The organism is Rhizorhapis suberifaciens (genome assembly GCF_014200045.1).
Classification (GTDB): Bacteria; Pseudomonadota; Alphaproteobacteria; order Sphingomonadales; family Sphingomonadaceae; genus Rhizorhapis; species Rhizorhapis suberifaciens.
In genome coordinates, this window is sequence record NZ_JACHOV010000021.1 from 1 (window position 1) to 15,909 (window position 15,909).

At 58.7% G+C, this 15,909-nt stretch carries 22 protein-coding genes; 10 read left to right on the forward strand and 12 right to left on the reverse strand.

What is annotated here, in order from left to right; genetic code table 11:
• From HNQ99_RS15935 to HNQ99_RS15945, 3 genes are all read right to left on the reverse strand, one after another.
• Window positions 1–614 (reverse strand): MT-A70 family methyltransferase (locus HNQ99_RS15935; RefSeq protein ID WP_184477470.1); only part of this gene is annotated, 614 nt, incomplete at its 3' end.
• Between the two features lie 126 nt (window positions 615–740).
• Window positions 741–1,577: an ImmA/IrrE family metallo-endopeptidase gene (locus HNQ99_RS15940; RefSeq protein ID WP_184477472.1), complete on the reverse strand. Its 837-nt coding sequence runs from the start codon at window positions 1,575–1,577 to the stop codon at window positions 741–743.
• A 38-nt stretch (window positions 1,578–1,615) separates the two neighbouring features.
• Entirely contained in the window at window positions 1,616–1,936 is a 321-nt protein-coding gene (locus HNQ99_RS15945) for a helix-turn-helix domain-containing protein (RefSeq protein ID WP_184477474.1), read from the reverse strand.
• Between the two features lie 134 nt (window positions 1,937–2,070).
• Between HNQ99_RS15945 and HNQ99_RS15950 the strand changes: the two genes are divergently transcribed.
• The gene (locus HNQ99_RS15950) at window positions 2,071–2,286 is read left to right on the forward strand and encodes a hypothetical protein (protein WP_184477476.1); all 216 of its coding nucleotides are present in this window, start codon (window positions 2,071–2,073) and stop codon (window positions 2,284–2,286) included.
• Between the two features lie 17 nt (window positions 2,287–2,303).
• A complete protein-coding gene (locus HNQ99_RS15955; RefSeq protein WP_184477478.1) occupies window positions 2,304–2,567 on the forward strand; it encodes a DUF3892 domain-containing protein in 264 nt (87 codons plus the stop codon).
• A 50-nt stretch (window positions 2,568–2,617) separates the two neighbouring features.
• Here HNQ99_RS15955 and HNQ99_RS15960 read toward each other — a convergent pair whose 3' ends face one another.
• From HNQ99_RS15960 to mobQ, 4 genes are read right to left on the reverse strand one after another with little or no spacing between them, the layout of a single operon-like run.
• Window positions 2,618–3,118: a hypothetical protein gene (locus HNQ99_RS15960; RefSeq protein WP_184477480.1), complete on the reverse strand. Its 501-nt coding sequence runs from the start codon at window positions 3,116–3,118 to the stop codon at window positions 2,618–2,620.
• A 14-nt stretch (window positions 3,119–3,132) separates the two neighbouring features.
• Window positions 3,133–3,387, reverse strand: coding sequence for a CopG family antitoxin (locus HNQ99_RS15965; RefSeq protein WP_184477482.1), 255 nt, complete (start codon window positions 3,385–3,387; stop codon window positions 3,133–3,135).
• Window positions 3,374–3,670: a BrnT family toxin gene (locus tag HNQ99_RS15970; RefSeq protein ID WP_184477484.1), complete on the reverse strand. Its 297-nt coding sequence runs from the start codon at window positions 3,668–3,670 to the stop codon at window positions 3,374–3,376. Before HNQ99_RS15970 ends, HNQ99_RS15965 begins: the two co-directional genes overlap by 14 nt.
• A 45-nt stretch (window positions 3,671–3,715) precedes the next feature.
• Window positions 3,716–4,801 (reverse strand): MobQ family relaxase, encoded by a 1,086-nt coding sequence (mobQ, locus tag HNQ99_RS15975; RefSeq protein ID WP_184477486.1) that lies wholly within the window; start codon window positions 4,799–4,801, stop codon window positions 3,716–3,718.
• Between the two features lie 169 nt (window positions 4,802–4,970).
• On the opposite strand from mobQ, the gene HNQ99_RS15980 reads away from it, so the two are divergent.
• From HNQ99_RS15980 to HNQ99_RS16010, 7 genes are all read left to right on the forward strand, one after another.
• Complete coding sequence (locus HNQ99_RS15980) at window positions 4,971–5,261, forward strand: mobilization protein (RefSeq protein WP_184477488.1); 291 nt, start codon at window positions 4,971–4,973, stop codon at window positions 5,259–5,261.
• A complete protein-coding gene (locus HNQ99_RS15985) occupies window positions 5,261–6,817 on the forward strand; it encodes a type IV secretory system conjugative DNA transfer family protein (RefSeq protein WP_184477504.1) in 1,557 nt (518 codons plus the stop codon). Before HNQ99_RS15980 ends, HNQ99_RS15985 begins: the two co-directional genes overlap by 1 nt.
• Before the next feature lie 485 nt (window positions 6,818–7,302).
• On the forward strand, window positions 7,303–8,406 hold the full coding sequence (locus HNQ99_RS15990) for a replication initiator protein A (RefSeq protein ID WP_184477490.1): 1,104 nt from the start codon (window positions 7,303–7,305) through the stop codon (window positions 8,404–8,406).
• Between the two features lie 190 nt (window positions 8,407–8,596).
• Window positions 8,597–9,451: an AraC family transcriptional regulator gene (locus HNQ99_RS15995; protein WP_221232737.1), complete on the forward strand. Its 855-nt coding sequence runs from the start codon at window positions 8,597–8,599 to the stop codon at window positions 9,449–9,451.
• 103 nt (window positions 9,452–9,554) lie between these two features.
• Entirely contained in the window at window positions 9,555–10,475 is a 921-nt protein-coding gene (locus HNQ99_RS16000) for a DMT family transporter (RefSeq protein ID WP_184477492.1), read from the forward strand.
• 36 nt (window positions 10,476–10,511) lie between these two features.
• Window positions 10,512–11,699, forward strand: coding sequence for an argininosuccinate synthase-related protein (locus HNQ99_RS16005; RefSeq protein ID WP_184477494.1), 1,188 nt, complete (start codon window positions 10,512–10,514; stop codon window positions 11,697–11,699).
• Complete coding sequence (locus tag HNQ99_RS16010) at window positions 11,699–12,454, forward strand: 2OG-Fe dioxygenase family protein (protein ID WP_184477496.1); 756 nt, start codon at window positions 11,699–11,701, stop codon at window positions 12,452–12,454. The genes HNQ99_RS16005 and HNQ99_RS16010 overlap by 1 nt, the downstream gene beginning before the upstream one ends.
• A gap of 73 nt (window positions 12,455–12,527) precedes the next feature.
• On the opposite strand, the gene HNQ99_RS16015 is transcribed toward HNQ99_RS16010, so the two are convergent.
• From HNQ99_RS16015 to HNQ99_RS16030, 4 genes are all read right to left on the reverse strand, one after another.
• Window positions 12,528–12,833: a ribbon-helix-helix domain-containing protein gene (locus HNQ99_RS16015; RefSeq protein WP_184477498.1), complete on the reverse strand. Its 306-nt coding sequence runs from the start codon at window positions 12,831–12,833 to the stop codon at window positions 12,528–12,530.
• Window positions 12,830–13,483: a ParA family partition ATPase gene (parA, locus tag HNQ99_RS16020; RefSeq protein ID WP_184477500.1), complete on the reverse strand. Its 654-nt coding sequence runs from the start codon at window positions 13,481–13,483 to the stop codon at window positions 12,830–12,832. Before parA ends, HNQ99_RS16015 begins: the two co-directional genes overlap by 4 nt.
• A gap of 86 nt (window positions 13,484–13,569) precedes the next feature.
• Entirely contained in the window at window positions 13,570–14,166 is a 597-nt protein-coding gene (locus HNQ99_RS16025) for an alpha/beta fold hydrolase (protein ID WP_184477502.1), read from the reverse strand.
• Window positions 14,163–14,726 (reverse strand): recombinase family protein, encoded by a 564-nt coding sequence (locus HNQ99_RS16030; protein WP_407692325.1) that lies wholly within the window; start codon window positions 14,724–14,726, stop codon window positions 14,163–14,165. The genes HNQ99_RS16025 and HNQ99_RS16030 overlap by 4 nt, the downstream gene beginning before the upstream one ends.
• Window positions 14,727–14,881: 155 nt before the next feature.
• Here HNQ99_RS16030 and HNQ99_RS16035 point away from each other — a divergent pair, with 155 nt between their 5' ends.
• Window positions 14,882–15,583 (forward strand): BglII/BstYI family type II restriction endonuclease, encoded by a 702-nt coding sequence (locus tag HNQ99_RS16035; protein ID WP_246415057.1) that lies wholly within the window; start codon window positions 14,882–14,884, stop codon window positions 15,581–15,583.
• A gap of 2 nt (window positions 15,584–15,585) precedes the next feature.
• Here HNQ99_RS16035 and HNQ99_RS16470 read toward each other — a convergent pair.
• A partial coding sequence (locus HNQ99_RS16470) for a helix-turn-helix domain-containing protein (RefSeq protein WP_407692326.1) occupies window positions 15,586–15,909 on the reverse strand: 324 nt, incomplete at its 5' end.

Genomic DNA, 15,909 nt, shown 5'->3' on the forward strand with positions numbered 1-15,909 from the left:
TTCCCCCTTGGCAGGTGATCCTCGGCGGACTCGTCGCCCCAGACCGTCCATTTTGGGGAAGGGTGGCGGGCGAACATTTCGAGATAAGGACCAGGCGAACAGCTTTCTATCAGGCTATATTGTTCATCCGGTTTACGAGAGTGTTCCCGCTTTCTTGTTTCAATCATATTAACTTGAGAGCGACCCGGCGCAAGCGTCCGCATGGACCCCTTTACCCCGAACAGAAGAATTTCGGTCACGTTGCGGAAGTAAAATCCCACACCTCGGCCATCGGGGCCACCGTCTTTCCGGCGCTTCGCCCAAATGATATTGGACACATAACGGAACCCCCACGCTGCCATAACGTCGAGACCTTCCGGCAGCAGCGCATTAGGAACCCAAAGGTATAAATGCGCGTTGCGGGCCGCGCATTCCGATACGGGAAGCGCCTTAATGGCCTCAAGGGGCATGGTCGAATAGCGGTCGAGGCGGCGGTGTTCCGGCGCAACCTTCCCTGTCCGGTTTGAAAAGCGCCACGGTGGATCGGCCAAAATAGTTGAAAACCCACCTACCACCTTTGGGAGCGGCGCGGGTTCCAGTTCAGGGCGAAGGGGGGGCGAGGACATGACGTTCATGTTGCCCGGCTATCATACATAAAGATCTTTTAAAAGATCTTATTTTGGCAATTGGGAGGTCAGTGCGCGCCCAAGTGCGGCGATTGAATTCCTATTTGGACTCATGCCGTTGATCGTTCCGAACCTCTATAACGACTTATTGAACCGATCGAAGGTATCTTCCTCCGCCTCTCCATCCAAATCCCACGGCGCGTAACCATAGGCCTCGCCGTCGAATACGAGTAGGGAAATTGTCATTTCATAGCGATCCGCGAAAATTGCCATTTCACGTACATCGCTTCCCCCACCCCATACACTTCGGTCGAGCATGATTCCGCGCTCTACCTCTGACAAGATCAAGCCGGGCTGCGCTGCAAGCGAACCTGCTGGAAGCTCCATGCCGCTCGGGAAATAAATGCCTCGCTTCTTGGCCAAGGGGCTACGCCAACACCACAGAACGAAGCCATTGGTCGCAACGACAAGGGCAGCGCATTTCGGGGTCAAATCCAGCCACTTAATTGCCGCCGCCGTCATCGAAACATCGTAACGATCAGCACATTGCCGCAGCAAACCCAGCGTCATCTCGTCCCTGCCGACCTGGGCGCGATAATCGTCCATCGGCATTAGCAGATATGACGCAAAGGCATCTGCTTCCTGCTCAATGCGACGACGTTCAGCATCGCGATCAACGCCCAGAACCTGCTTTTCCCCGCACTCGAAACCTCCAGGATTAAGATGCCGGTGAGCAAAATAATGCCCTAATTCATGGGCCAACGTGAAATTAATACGGCCTGCCGAGGCGATGTTTGGATTATAAAGGATCGCCCATTTTCCGCTTTTCGGCAATGGAGCCAGCGCACCCTCAAAATGATCCACAGAAGCTTCTGCGATCTTCTTTATGGGATCGGCAAAGCGCTGCTGTGTATATTCGAGCGCGATAGTTTTTACCTCAACCGGAAAGCGCGCACCCCAAAGTTTACTCAAAAGATTAGCCCATGCTTTCGGTTGAGTAGGATCTGACATTATTCGTCGTCCAGAACGTCAAGAATTCTTTTAAGTTTCTCTTTTACATCAGATTTAGCACCCTGATATTTTCTATAGAACGCCTCATCATGCTCATCAGTAGTAGCCTGAGTGCGATCCTCATCAGCCAGATATTCAGGGGTTACTCTCAGAACAGCGGCAATGCGATTCAGCTTATCAGCCGACGGACGTGCGACCGGCTTGTTCTCTATTTCCCAAATATAGCTCTTACTGCTGCCGGTAGCTTGGGCGAGCTGATCGAGGGTCAGCTTCTCCTTCTGCCGTAGCTCACGGACCTTACGCCCGAGGGTGGATGACATAGCTTCTCCGTGTAAATTTTCTCGTTCGGTGATAACCTCATTTTTCCTACTTGAATAGTGAACTCGTATTAGCCATATTATAAATATCGGTACTCCGAACGGATATCCGATTCATATGGTTCAAGGAGTTTAATATGGCAGGTAAGAAAGGTGGCGGCCACCACCGCAGCGCAATCAGCGGCCGGTTCGTGACATCGGCTCACGGCAAAGCCAGTCCGCGCACGACGGTTCGGGAAACCAGCGGCCCGAGCGGTAGCTCAGGCGTGCATTATCGCAGCGCTATCAGCGGACGCTATGTAACTACGGCGCATGGCAAGGCCAGTCCGCGCACCACTGTGCGCGAAAGCTAACTAAGGGGAGAACAGACATGGCCAAGCGTTATGTGAACAAGTCCGGTAAGGACAAGAATGGCGATATCACCAAACTCTGCAATGCAGGGCAGATCTGGTCACCCCGCCTCAAGGCGGACGCGATCCGGGATATCGAGAACGGCGACCATCAATATTACGTCTCATGGACCGATGGTCAGGAAACGCCGATCACTGTTGTTAATGGCGTGACCGGGAAGTATCTCCGCACGCGCCGGGATGGCTCCACCAAAAACAACCTCGACGATCTGCCTGATTGCTGAGGAAGGCCGGAGGGGTGCTAGCCCCCAAACGCTTCCGAAAAAATCGGCTTTTACCGCTCTCGATTAGGCCGCTGCACTCTGACGCGCCCCGGAAACATCTCTTCGTGGATCGGCTCCACCACCGCGACGGTGCCGTTTTCACCGCTCCGCACCTTACCCGGCTCGAACACCCGACCCCGATCGAGCTGATCCGCGATCCATTCCCGCGCCCGCGCCGCATCACGGGCCGCGCCGTCAGGATCGCCCTTGTTCAACCCCTTGGCGATCGCCTGAGCCACCATGTAATTTCCCTGGGCGGCACGCAGCTCCGGATCACGGGCAGCTTCCTCAGCCGTCGCCGCCCGGAACCTGTCGCCCAGCGTCATCACGCGATCAGCCCCGCCTGCCACCGCCGCGCCGGCGCTGCCGGCGACGAGCTGGGCAAGCGTCTCGCCCATGGCGTCCACCTTGGCCTGCATCGCCCCGACCTGGCCCGCCAGATTCTCCACCGCCACCAGCACCGCCCGCTGGGTCGCCAGCAGCGCCATCACCGGATCGTCGCTGTCATCCATGATGTTTGACAGCCTTAACGATGCAGCGCCTGCTCCAGCGCCTGGCGAATGAACCGCTGATACGGCATGCCCTTGCTGGCAGCTGTCGCCTTGACCTGCTCCAGCAACTCGGCGGGCAAACGCATGTTGACCCGCGCGTCCTTGCTGCTGAACTCAAACCGCGTGGGCCTAAGCGCAGAAAGATCATAGCCGGTAAGATCTGCGGAACCGACGAAATCCTCGGCCTCTTCATCGCTGGACAACAGCGGAAGGGGTTTATCCTTGCTCATAGTGCCGCACCTCCTTGGCGTGCATGTAACGGGCGCTGATCGGACGGATAAATCTGGCCCCGTCCCGTTCGCGCCAGGTGAAGGCCAGAAACACATGACGGCCACTACTGGCGCGGCCGATCGCCAGAAAGCGCGTCTCCACCGTCGAATGTGCGACATCCGGCCCTATGGACGGCGTACCGGCGAACACGCTTTCAATTTCCGCCAGCGTGACACCATGTTTCTGGCATTTCGCCTGGTTGCCTTCATCCCAATCGAAGCCAGCGACATTTTTGCTATCCATGCCAGAGAATGGCATTTGTATGTACGTTTGTCAACGCCGATGACATCATCGTTCGCGATCCCTATCCCTGTCACGCTGGCGTTGCCGGTTCTGCTCGGACTGGCCGCGATCGGCTTTGCCTGCCTTGTCCATGCGCCAGGCGATGCGATCGGCGGCGCTCCCCGGCTGTGGGATATCGCGATCCCGCTCCACCCGCTGCGCCGTCGCCTCCGCAATCCGCTCGGCCGCGCTGCGATCAGCAGCCTGATCCTGACGCCCCCATGCCGCGCCAAGACGGTCGCGCAATCCCTGCGCCATGTCCTTGGCCTTCTCGCCCAGACCGCGCATGGTTTCCGCGATCCTGGCGCTGAGGGCGCGAAGCTGCTGCGTCAGCTCGCGCCGCTCCTGGTTACGCGCCTGCACCGCCCGCTGCTCGTCGCCGCGATCGGTGGGCTTGCCCTTGCGCTCCATCGCCACCGCCGCCAGTGGCACCTTGCCCAGCGGCTCTCGGCCTAAATCCTCTTCCCTTTCCGCGTCCCCTCGATCGCGCGCGGCCTCGCGCTGGTCCTTGAGCGAACGATGGTCGATGCGCTCATCGCGCCCAGCTCGCTCCAGCGCACGGTTGGCATGATCGGCCCAGGCCGCACGCCACCCCTCAAGCCGCTCGGCCGCGTTCCAGTCCCGGTTCTTCTTCCCGAACCCCTCGCCGGTCAGGTCACGCATGGTGAGCATGACATGCGCGTGCGGCTGCTCCTGCCCGTCCGCCGAATGGCCCCGATGCAACGACACGTCTGCGATCATGCCCTGGGACACGAACTGCTCACGCACATAGCTGTCGACCAGCGCGCGCCGCCCCTCGACGTCCAGTTCACGCGGAAGGGAGATTTCCACTTCGCGGGCAAGCTGGGCGTCCTTGCGCTTCTCCGCCGCCTCGACGCCGTTCCAAAGTTGGGAACGGTCGAGCATCCAGTCGGGCGTGCGATCGGGCGCCATGATTTCGCGATGCTCGATGTCCGACTTGCGCGTGTAGTCGTGGCATTTACCCAGGCGCTCGTCGGTCAGCCGCTCGCCCGACCGATAGGCGGCGGCGGCGACCGCGCTGCGCCCGGTGCCACGCGAGATGACTTTGACGGAGCAATGATAGATCGCCACGGGCCGCGCGCCTTCTTCCTTCCTTACTAAGGGGGAAGCCGTCCGGCGGGGGCAAAGCCCCCACGAGGACCACGCACATTGCGAAGCAATGTATAAGCGTGCCCTTATCTTTGCTAAGGTAGCCTTTGTATGGTCTGCTTGCTATAGCGAAATGCCATAGGAGAACGGCATGGCACGCACACCCGTTGAAGAACGCCTTGAGAAAATGCGCGAGGACGAGCGGCGGTTGCGTGAACGGCGAAAGGCATTGGAGGCGCGTGTCTCCGCCGAGCGCCGCAAGGCCGAAACCCGCGAGCGCATCATGCTGGGCGCATTCATCCTCCACCATCTGGACGAGGATACGCCCACCGGGCGCCAGCTCGCCCCCCTGCTGCAACGCGAGCTGCCGATGTTCCTGACACGCGAGCGCGACCATGCGCTGATGGCTCCCTTGCTGAAGCGGCTGAAGGAGAAGGAATGATGGCAGGGCCGCTGGTCGGGGGTGAACGGGGTATCAGCGGCGGCTTCGCGGTCGGCGGCGGCGTTGCCGTCCTGATCGGCACGCAATGGCTGCTCGGCAAGCTGCTCCCGGAATCCATTGCCAGCACCATCGCCTGGGCCGCGCTGGTCGCCTTTGGGGTTGCGGTCTGGAAGTTCAACCAGGGGATGCGCCGCAACGATCTGCTCGGCTCCGCTGCCTTCGGATCGCGGGCCGATGTGCGCGGGCTGGAATCCAACGGCGGCGATCTGCTCATTGGCCGGTCCGCCAAATCCGGCAAGCTGCTGCGCTATGATGGTCCCGCCCATCTACTGACCATGGCCCCGACGCGTAGCGGCAAGGGCGTGGGCACCATCATCCCCAATCTGCTCACCCTCGACCGCTCGGTGATCTGCATCGATCCCAAGGGCGAGAATGCCCGCGTCACCGCCAGGGCGCGCGCCACCAAGGGCAAGGTCTGGTGCCTCGACCCGTTCGAGGTTTCCGGGCAACCCCCTGCCCGCTACAATCCGCTCGACCGGCTCGACCCGGCCAGCCTCGACCTGGCCGAAGATGCGATGACGCTGGCCGACGCCTTGGTCCACGATCCGGCGGGACAAGGTGGCGATGCCCATTGGAACGAGGAAGCCAAGGCGCTGATCGCCGGGCTGATCCTCTATGCGGTCGTCCATGAGGAGCGCGAGCATCGCACCCTGGCGACCGTGCGCGACTATCTGACGCTCGCCCCCAAGGCGTTCGCCGATCTGCTAACCCTCATGCAGGACAGCCGCGGCGCCGGTGGCCTGATCGCCCGCGCCGCCAATCGCCAGCTCGGCAAGTCCGATCGGGAGGCCGCAGGGGTGCTGTCCTCGGCCCAGCGGCACACCCATTTTCTCGACAGCCCACGGATCGTCGCCAGCACATCGGCGTCGGATTTCACCTTCGCAGGGTTGAAAGAGGGGGTTTCCACGGTGTTTCTGTGTCTCCCTCCTGACCGGCTCGACGCCTATTCGCGCTGGTTGCGGCTACTGGTCGCCCAGGCGCTCACCGACATGGCCCGCTCGCCGGTCAAACCGGCGCGGCCCGTCCTGTTCCTGCTCGATGAGTTCGCCGCCTTGGGCAGGCTCGAACCCATCGAGCGCGCTATGGGGCTGATGGCGGGATATGGGTTGCAGCTCTGGCCAGTCTTGCAGGATATGCACCAGCTGCGCGCCCTCTATGGCGAGCGGGCGGGCACCTTTCTGTCGAACGCTGGGGTGTTTCAGGCGTTCGGGGTCAACGACCTTGCCACGGCCGAACTGCTGTCCAAGACGCTGGGACAGGAAACCCTCGAATATCAGACGGCGGGTTATTCCCAGGCCAGCCTGATCGACGGTGGCAAGCTTACCCGGTCGGCCAGCACGCAAATCAGCGCCCGCAACCTGATGAACCCCGACGAAATCATGCGGATGCGGCCCACCGACCAACTGCTGATGCTCCAGGGGCAAGCTCCGCTGATCGTGGAGAAAATTCGATATTACGATCAACGTGAGTTCGCAGGATTATCCGATCCCGGTTGAAGGGATCGCACCCTATCCGCCTGGCTTCTTTGGAAAGCCAATTTCCAACCTTGCCGCTTGTGCTGGTGCTGTTGGGCGAACGCCAACGTTCCATCTTGATTCCAATAAGCAAACTGCGTCGACCGCGTTAGCGGTCGTCCTTTTCTAGCGTGGCGAAGCCGCGCCCTCTGCCCTCTCAGAAGTCATGTGGCCCAAAATTATCCACAACCCCGCCTAGTGTTAAAATCTGGGTTAAGTGATGTGTTACGGGGTTTTGGCGCTTCAATAACAATCTGATATTATGTGATTTTTTGACGTAAAATCGCCCTGTGGTGATTCCACTATGACGAAAAAGCGAATCCAGAGTGACGATAGAGTGAATCCACTCTGACGATGGCCACCGCCCGCCAAGCGTAATCGAAATGACGATAGCGGCGGGATGAATCTGAAATGACGATATTCCTCTTGCGTATGTGAAATGACGATAGTAGCCATCTGTTACTGAAATGACGATAGACTCCACCCCTACCTTGTTTGACGTTGCGACCGCCAGCCTCGTGGACGGCGACGATCGGACGCCCCTGCTGCCAGTGCGCCACCCCAACCAGGACTTGTTCATCTGCGACGTACTGGACGCGATCCCGAAGGACGACATGGCCTCGATGGAGCATCCGGTCTTTTCGCTTTCGACCAAGCCCGATAACCGGACGCGACGCTATGAGCATAACGGCAACGTCATCGAGATTATCCCTTCGGGCAAGGGCCTCGCGACGATCCACGACAAGGACATATTGATCTACTGCATTTCCCAGCTCATCGCGAAGATGAACCAGGGCGAAGCCCCTAGCCGCACCGTTCGCCTGCAAGCCTATGACATGCTCGTCGCCACCAACCGGCAGACCAGCGGCGAAGGCTATCGCCTGATGGCCGACGCTCTCACCCGCCTGCGCGGAACCACCGTGCGGACCAATATCCAGACCGGCGGCGTCGAGGAGACGCGAATTTTCGGCCTGATCGAAGAAGCCAAGATCACGCGCAAGTCGTTCGATGGCCGGATGCTCGATCTTGAAATCACCCTGTCGGACTGGGTGTATCGCTCGATCATCAGCAAGAACGTCCTGACCCTCCACCGCGACTATTTCCGGCTCCGCAAGCCGTTCGAGCGGCGCATGTATGAGCTGGCCCGTAAGCATTGCGGCGTGAAGGACGGATGGAAGATCGGGCTAGAGCTGCTGCAAAAGAAATGCGGCTCCAACAGCCCGCTTCGGGTGTTCCGCGCCCTGGTCAAAAAGGTCTGCGAGCATGACGCGGACCACGGCCACTTCCCCGATTATGCCGTGACGATGGAAGATGACGTGATCCTGTTCCGCAATCGCTCCGGCCTCAAGGGCAAGTCCGATCCGGTCGCCAGCGACGTCGACGATGCGCCCTATATCGACCCGGAAACGATGCACGACGCCAAGACGGCCGCGCCAGGCTATGACGTTTACGCGCTCTATGACGAATGGGTGTCGTGGTGGCACGACATGGGCAAGCCGGAGCTGAAAAGCCCTGCCGGGGCGTTCCTCGGATTCTGCAAGAAAAAGCACGAACGCAAGCCGCTGCGTTGATCCCTTCAGGGGAAGGGATGTTTACATGCGAATATGACAGCATGTTAACATGCCCATTCTGAACTGGCAGCATAGGAAAGACCTCGCCAGCACCGGCACCACCGGAAAATCTTTTGTCATATCTCCCAATTATTTAGCCTCCTTGCACCAATTGCGAATCGCTCGCATTTAATCTATTTCGGTCATTCCGATGTGCAACCAGGGCAGTAACATGACTGATGAACGGAAGTTAGATGTCGTGTCCATCGGGCGATCAGACGTGTTGTCAGGCATTGAGACAATGGTGGGAAAGTACCTTACCCATAAGTTCAAACCCCATGCTCACGCAGAGTTCGTAATTGGCCTCATCGACGAAGGCGTTCATTCGGTGTGGTGTCGAGGTGAACATCATTTTGCAACGGCTTCCACAATCGTCACTATGCATCCTGGCGACATCCATCATGGAGGCGCGGCCGAAGAAAACGGTTGGGTTCAACGGATGATCTATGTCGATGAAACGGTAATGGCCGAAATGACCAGCGATAATTTTGGGCGACAGCCAGGTAGCCTGCCCAACTTTAAGCAGACCTTCTGGGCGGAACCGAATCTCGCGGAAGCTTTCAAGGACCTTCACAAGGTGGTGCATAGTTCGCCGCTCACGCTCGCCCGGGACAGTGCGCTGCAAGCTTTGCTACAGATCGTCCTCGGCCACCTCTCCCCTTCACTTGTACAGGAATCGGGATTTCGCCGCGCTCCGGCATCTATGTCTGCAGTGAGGGATTATCTCCACGCGAACGCAAATAACGATGTATCCCTTTCTGAGCTTTGCGGCATTTCGGGATTAGGCCGCCGCCAAACCATCGACGCCTTCAAGAGGCACTTTGGCTTACCGCCCCATGCCTATCACCTGATTTTGAAGGTAAATTCAGCAAAACGGCTGCTCATCGCCGGTGTCTCCACGGCGGAGGTGGCAGCGACAGTCGGCTTTGCCGATCAAAGCCACCTTACAAGGCATTTTCGCGCGATCGTTGGGGCCACCCCCGGTGCGTATAAAACTGCAGCTTGATCGCACTTTCGTTCTATAGCCCCTCTCGACCCATCATTAAACGCTCCTGACGAGACCAAACCGGCCACCCGGCCTTGGACAATTCTTATCATGGGGCGAAGCAATGGAACATGCGCGAGCGGTTCCGCAACGGGACACGAGAAGCTGGCGTGTCCTTGCGGCAGATGCTGCGGTGCTCGGCATCGCAATGGTGTGGGGTGCAAGCTATCCGGTGGCGAAGGGTGCGCTCGCCTTTGCGCCGGTACTTGTCCTCATCGTCTATCGGTTTGCGATCACCGCAATCACCATGACCCTTCTGAACTGGCGCGAGATCGCAAGCGCCAAGGCGTCGGACGTCCTCGCGTCAATCATGCTTGGAATTATCCTGTTTTCAATCTTCGTCTCGGAAACATTCGGCGTCAGCCTCACATCGGCAACGAACACCGCGTTCATTATCTCCCTATGCACCATCATTACGCCGATGTTGGATTACGGGCTGGCGAAGAGACTGCCGCCGTTCCGTATTTTCATTGCGGCATTAATTTCGTGCGCAGGTGTGGCCGTCCTGTGTGAGCACTTGACGGCACTATCGCTCGGAGACGGACTGGTTCTCATGGCCGCCATGTTGAGAGCCGTCATGGTGGTTTCGACAAAAAGATTGATGCGAAACCGCGATCTGTCCTCGGGGGCATTGACTGCTCTTCAGTCGTCAGCGGTCTTCATTATGGCTTTGATCCTGACGGGCGGGCTCGGCACGGAGATCAACCTTAAGGCCCTCACAAACATTCCGTTTGTTCAGGCAATACTCTTTCTGTCGCTGTTCTGCACGATTGGGGCATTTTACATTCAGAATGCAGCGGTTCGCAGATCGAGCCCCACGAAGGTCAGCTTCTTGATGAGCACCGAGCCTGTTTTCGGCCTGCTCTTTGCAAGCATACTCTTGGCCGAACCGATCTCAATCCGCTCTCTTGTCGGCGGATCATTGATTGTTGGCGGCACGATTATCGGAATTTTGGGAGAGGCTAGCCGGAAAACGGCGCAATAATTTCAACTCTGACATAAATGAGCAAGCGAGGAACTCATGCACAAGATTAACAGCTTTGAAGATATTTTTAGCCGGTATGAAAAATCCAGCCCGGTCGTCACGATGTTTAGCGGAGGATTGGACAGCACCTATCTTCTCTTCAAGCTCCACGAAGCAGGCTACACCAATGTCCATGCCGTCGCGGTCGACGTTGGCGACCCGGTCGATGAGGAGGCGCTTCGGCAGATGGCGGGCCTGTTCAAAGCCCAGCTCGTGTTGCTCGACGGCAAGGAGACGTTCGTCGAGAACGCCGTGCGGCCGGCGATCAGGGCGCATGCCAAATACCTCGGCGTGTATCCCGTCAGCAGCTCACTCAGTCGCCCGGTGATCGCGACGCTGGTGGCTAACTATGCGGTGCAGATCGGCGCAGGTTTGCTTCTACACACCGCGAACCTGTCACAGAACAGCCTCCCGCGGCTCAACAACGCAATCGCGCGGCACCACTACGATGGCTTCTATGGGAGCCCCTATGTCGGCTCCGCCCTCTCCCGAGTGCAAAAGGCGGCTGAGCTAGCCCCCTTCGGCCTTACCTTCGTGACGGACCGTCAACTCAGTGGCGACGCAAACCTGTGGTGCCGCGAGTTTGAGTCCGGCCCACTCGACGACCCTGAGGGCTTCGAGGCGTCGGATGATACCTATCTGTGGACGCGGCGCTCTACCGGAATTCTCCCGACGCGGATGGAGCTGCATTTTGAAGCAGGAGAGCTGGTCGCGGTCGACAAGCTCGACATGGAGCTGCTCGAAATAATCCATTACCTCAACCACTGCGTCGGGTGCTACGGCCACGGTCGATACGTTGGCCTGGAGCATATCTCGACGGGAGAAAAGGTTCTTGAGGTCCGCGAGGCCCCGGCCGCAACGATCATAATGGATGCCCTGCGACATCTGGAAGTAGCATCTCTCGACACCAATGCTCTCGTCGCCAAGCAAAGACTTGAGCAGGATTGGGTCCAGGAGGCGGTTGCGGGACGTTGGGACAGCACCGTTCACCGCATGACCAGTGCGGCGATCAAAAACTCTCTCTCGGCCGTCAGCGGTTCGGTGAAATACCTCATCGATGAACGACGCTTTACGCCAACGTCGATCATCGCAGACAAGCCCCTCTATATCCGCGACCGTGATCTCTGGGAATTCAACCGATCGCAAGAACTCATGGGCGGAAATCGCAACATGGCGACGCTGTGATGGGCGGCCTCGCCATTGTGTCGCAGGAGGAGGCGCCAGAGATAATCTGGCGCTCCTCCGTGGTAGAATCCCTTCAGGACAGAGGCTGGTGGTGCTCGGCCGGGGAATCCACGTTTGAGAATTTCGTGATCAGCGACGGCGATTGGACTGATCTAGCCGAGTGTTGGGACCACCTTCTGCTCGACGAGCACATGATGGATGAAGGCCGATATCGCTACCGGCGCTTCAGCGCCTTCGAATACGACGATGAGAGCGGCGCCCTGAAGCTTCTGCCTCATCAGCCTTATCAACAATCGAAGCAGATCAATGTCCTAAATGGGGGCTTCGAACGGCGGTTCGATCCGCTCGATTCGAAGTTAATCCATAACCCCGCCTTCAAAACTATTCTCGCTCAATTCGGGAAAATCTGCAGCGCCGCTGACGAGCATTCCCGATGGAACATCAAACTTCACCCTTATCGCATCGTTGCGTCGGAAGGTCAGCAGGGAGAGCCTGCCCCCGAAGGGCTTCATCGCGACGGGGTAGATTACATCATCTCACTTCTCGTGCGGCGAATGAACGTGGTGGGCGGCGTGAGCTATATTGCCGACCGTGACCGGAACATCATAGGCTCAGCCGAGCTGGTGCAGCCCGGCGATTTCGTCATGGGAGACGATCGGCGCACCTTTCATGGGGTCAGTGGGATTTGCCCCCACAACGTCAAGAAAGCGTTCGCTTATCGTGATGTGCTGGTTATCGCTTTCGAAAAATGTTGATGTTTTTCAACCATATTCCCTAAGAGAGACGTTCAGAATTACAGCAAGTGAGCATGTTTGCATGTGAACATGCTCACTTGCCCACAGGGCTTTCCCCCATCTTGCGGAGCCAGTCGTTGAACGCCTCCGCCATTGCGTCCTGCAAACTCATCCCATGCTTGCGGGCGGTCATGTGCATGGCAAAGGACATATCCGGGCTGAAATAGCCGGTCATGGCTTTCTTGCCCTGACGGCTCGGCGCAACGGAGCTGCTGCCCGAAGTGCTGGACGCGCTGGCGGTGATCGGGGCGGACGCCCTGCCCTCCCGCTCGGCCGCCACCGGCGATGGCGCGGGATCGCGGTCCCGCAATGCAAGCAATGATCCTTTCCGGCTGCTCATGCGCTGGCCTTCCGTTTCTTAGATGCTTGCATGTTTACATGCGCGCATGTCCACTTGTAAAGCTCGCGCACCTCATCGGCAGCCTTGCCGTTCGGCTCCACCTCCATCGCGGTTTTCCCCTCGGCCGCCGCGTGGCGAAAAGCGGCGCGATCCGCGATGTGGTGCGGGCAGGCGTCCAGCCCATAGTCCTGCACGAGCTGCGCCGCTTCCTCGTACATGCGCGGGGCGGTCGGACTTCCCGCCGTGAAGATCACGTAAGCGGGCTTGCCGCGCATCTTCACAAGGCTGGCAGTCGTCTTGATCGCGGCTAGGTCGAACGCACTTGGCCGACAAGGGATCAACACCAAGTCGGCTGCCTCGACAGCGGCGCTGGCGGCGCTGTCGGCATGAGGCGGGGTATCGATCACGATGAACGCCGCGCCCTGATCCGTCGCCTGCCCGATCTTGGCGGCGAGGCGAGGGGGAGCACTATCGATTACAACCGGGGGTGCATCCTGCCGCCAAGCCGCCCATTGGCTAGCCGTCGCCTGCGGGTCTAGGTCGATCACCAGCGCAGTATGACCGGCGTCCTCAGCGGCAGCGGCCAGATGCAGGGCGAGGGTGGTTTTCCCCGCGCCGCCCTTTTGGCTGATAATCGCGATTGTTGGCATGTGTATATCCTTACATGACCGCATGTTTGCATGTGGTCATGCCCGTTGGTTATCGGTCAATCAAGCGTGAAATGATGACCAAGCCCCTAGCCCAGATGATCGGCAATCAACCTTGCAACCTCAGTTGAATGGAACTGGGCTAGATCATGGTCGCCGCCATGAACGATATGGAGCTGGGCGTTGGGCAAAAGCGATAACAGGCGCTCGCCTACCGCAGGCGGACTTATGGGGTCGGCATCGCCCCACAAAAGCAATGTTGGGGACGTGATCCTCCCAATATCGCCGGACAGGTCTTCCTGAACATCCATAATCCACGCCGCTGCATCCGGGTAAGCCCTCTGATAATCGGCGCGCCAGTTTGAACCTCCCAAATCGGAAACGGGCACACCGCCCGATGTAACGGTCAACACCAAGCGGCGCACCTTATCAGGGAAGGCCAGTGCCACCTTGATCGCCACAAGCCCTCCCAGCGATTGAGCGACAAGGTCGCAGGGCTGGTCCAATTCCGCGATTACCATCGCCACCAGGTCATCAATGCCACGCACGCGATCATCGTGCGGCTCGGCCCCCAGACCCGGCCATGAGAAGAAAATAGCTGTGCGCTCGATTCCAAGCTCGGTTGCGACGGGATGCCAGAAGGTCGCGCTTCCGCCTGCACCTGGAAGGAACAACACCTTCGTCATTGTCCGACGAGCCGCGATATGGTTGCCTGACTAACATCGAACAGCGCGGCGACGGTGCGCTGCGTGTCACCGGCGGCAAGCCTTTCAAGCGCCTCGGCCTGCTGGTGAGGGGTGAGGGCGGCCTTACGCCCAAACTTCACTCCCCGCGCTCTGGCCTGCGCGCGTCCAGCGGTGGTGCGCTCGATGATCCGTTGCCTCTCCCAACTCGCCGCTACGCCCAAGACGGCAATCACGACCTCGGCAAGTTGAGAGGTCGTGTCCAGCATCGGCTCCGCGATCGAGCGAAAGCCAGCGCCAGCCTCCTTTACCATGTGAAGGGTGTTCAACAGGTCGCGCGTGTTACGGGCGAGCCGGTCCGTGGCCGTCACCATCAACACGTCGCCAGGATCAAGCGCGCCGATCGCGCGCTTGAGCTGGGGCCGCTCGGCCGACGCGCCACTGGTCTTCTCGCGGAAGATTTTGGTGCAACCAGCAGTCTCAAGCTGGGCGAGTTGCTGGGCCAAGTCCTGCCCATTGGTCGAGACGCGCGCGTAGCCATAAATCATGGAACGATTCTGCATCAGATTTTTGCATCGGGAAAGAGCGCGGATTTTCGCCATTCCCGACCCGATGCAAAAATCGTGAGTTTCGCATCACGAAAGCCGGAGAGGGATAGCTGGCGGTGGCAGCGGAGGGTAATCTTGCTTGCGCGGCTGGAAAAATCCATGAGGAGAGAATGTACGAAACATTTTCCTATGATGATCCCGCAGTCCTGCCGTTGGCAGCACGGGAACATTGGGCCTTCATGGAGACAAATTCGGCGGCAGCAGTTATGAAAGCCGTCTGTCCCAACGAATGGACGGACATTGTAAGCGTTCTCGAAACATACCGTCTTGATACGCGCTTTTGGCTTAAGGCCGGGGGCAATCGGGGCGATATTGCCGAACAGATCGATGGGCTTTTTTCGGCACGGGGATGGCGCGAGACGCGACTAGACCTTGAAACCAGGGGCCTCCTGTTTGCGAAGGACGGCAGCAGTCTGGGCGAACTTCCTGTTATCCGCCAGGAGGGCTATCTTGTCGATAATTTCAAGAATCGGATTGTCCTTGATGTCGAATGGAACGCCAAAGACGGAAATCTTGACCGGGATTTAGCGGCCTATCGTTCATGGTTTGACGCGGGCCTAATATCGGCGGGCGTTATCATTACGAAAGACCGCCTATCCTTGCTGGCACTGGCGAGGCGGATTTGGGCGGAATACCAGCAAACCATATCGGAGACGGAGCGTGTGGCGAGGTTGCCAATTGATTTGACAACCTCGACTGTGACAGCCTTCGACAAGGCACAAATGCGTGTCCGCCGGGGCGTTATGGGTTCCTGCCCGGTCCTGATTATTGCCGCCAACGAAAGCACATGGAACGGCCAGCCTCACGCCTGATTTTATTTCGGCAGTCGACCGCGTGGCCGCATTGTTGTGTTAGCCCCTGCCAGCAGCCCGCGCACGCGCTGGATTGAATATCCGGTTTCGTCGGAGATTTCCCGTACGCTATTTCCCGCCTCGTATCTGTTTTTTAATTCTAGGCCGAGATCGACAGCGAGAGAGGGTGAAATATGCTCATTTGCGCCTAGCGGAGGCAGCATTTCTCCCCCGGTGTAGCCCTTGTGCACTTTCCCCCTTGGCAGGTGATCCTCGGCGGACTCGTCGCCCCAGACCGTCCATTTTGGGGAAGGGTGGCGGGCGAACATTTCGAGATAAGGACCAGG

Bases quoted from the DNA above. Each gene is read 5' to 3' on its own strand.
- HNQ99_RS15945 (WP_184477474.1), bottom strand. From the start codon at position 1,936: ATGTCATCCACCCTCGGGCGTAAGGTCCGTGAGCTACGGCAGAAGGAG.
- HNQ99_RS15950 (WP_184477476.1), top strand. From the start codon at position 2,071: ATGGCAGGTAAGAAAGGTGGCGGCCACCACCGCAGCGCAATCAGCGGC.
- HNQ99_RS15955 (WP_184477478.1), top strand. From the start codon at position 2,304: ATGGCCAAGCGTTATGTGAACAAGTCCGGTAAGGACAAGAATGGCGAT.
- HNQ99_RS15960 (WP_184477480.1), bottom strand. From the start codon at position 3,118: ATGGATGACAGCGACGATCCGGTGATGGCGCTGCTGGCGACCCAGCGG.
- HNQ99_RS15965 (WP_184477482.1), bottom strand. From the start codon at position 3,387: ATGAGCAAGGATAAACCCCTTCCGCTGTTGTCCAGCGATGAAGAGGCC.
- HNQ99_RS15970 (WP_184477484.1), bottom strand. From the start codon at position 3,670: ATGGATAGCAAAAATGTCGCTGGCTTCGATTGGGATGAAGGCAACCAG.
- HNQ99_RS15980 (WP_184477488.1), top strand. From the start codon at position 4,971: ATGGCACGCACACCCGTTGAAGAACGCCTTGAGAAAATGCGCGAGGAC.
- HNQ99_RS15985 (WP_184477504.1), top strand. From the start codon at position 5,261: ATGGCAGGGCCGCTGGTCGGGGGTGAACGGGGTATCAGCGGCGGCTTC.
- HNQ99_RS15990 (WP_184477490.1), top strand. From the start codon at position 7,303: ATGACGATAGACTCCACCCCTACCTTGTTTGACGTTGCGACCGCCAGC.
- HNQ99_RS15995 (WP_221232737.1), top strand. From the start codon at position 8,597: ATGTGCAACCAGGGCAGTAACATGACTGATGAACGGAAGTTAGATGTC.
- HNQ99_RS16000 (WP_184477492.1), top strand. From the start codon at position 9,555: ATGGAACATGCGCGAGCGGTTCCGCAACGGGACACGAGAAGCTGGCGT.
- HNQ99_RS16005 (WP_184477494.1), top strand. From the start codon at position 10,512: ATGCACAAGATTAACAGCTTTGAAGATATTTTTAGCCGGTATGAAAAA.
- HNQ99_RS16010 (WP_184477496.1), top strand. From the start codon at position 11,699: ATGGGCGGCCTCGCCATTGTGTCGCAGGAGGAGGCGCCAGAGATAATC.
- HNQ99_RS16015 (WP_184477498.1), bottom strand. From the start codon at position 12,833: ATGAGCAGCCGGAAAGGATCATTGCTTGCATTGCGGGACCGCGATCCC.
- parA (WP_184477500.1), bottom strand. From the start codon at position 13,483: ATGCCAACAATCGCGATTATCAGCCAAAAGGGCGGCGCGGGGAAAACC.
- HNQ99_RS16025 (WP_184477502.1), bottom strand. From the start codon at position 14,166: ATGACGAAGGTGTTGTTCCTTCCAGGTGCAGGCGGAAGCGCGACCTTC.
- HNQ99_RS16030 (WP_407692325.1), bottom strand. From the start codon at position 14,726: ATGCAGAATCGTTCCATGATTTATGGCTACGCGCGCGTCTCGACCAAT.
- HNQ99_RS16035 (WP_246415057.1), top strand. From the start codon at position 14,882: ATGTACGAAACATTTTCCTATGATGATCCCGCAGTCCTGCCGTTGGCA.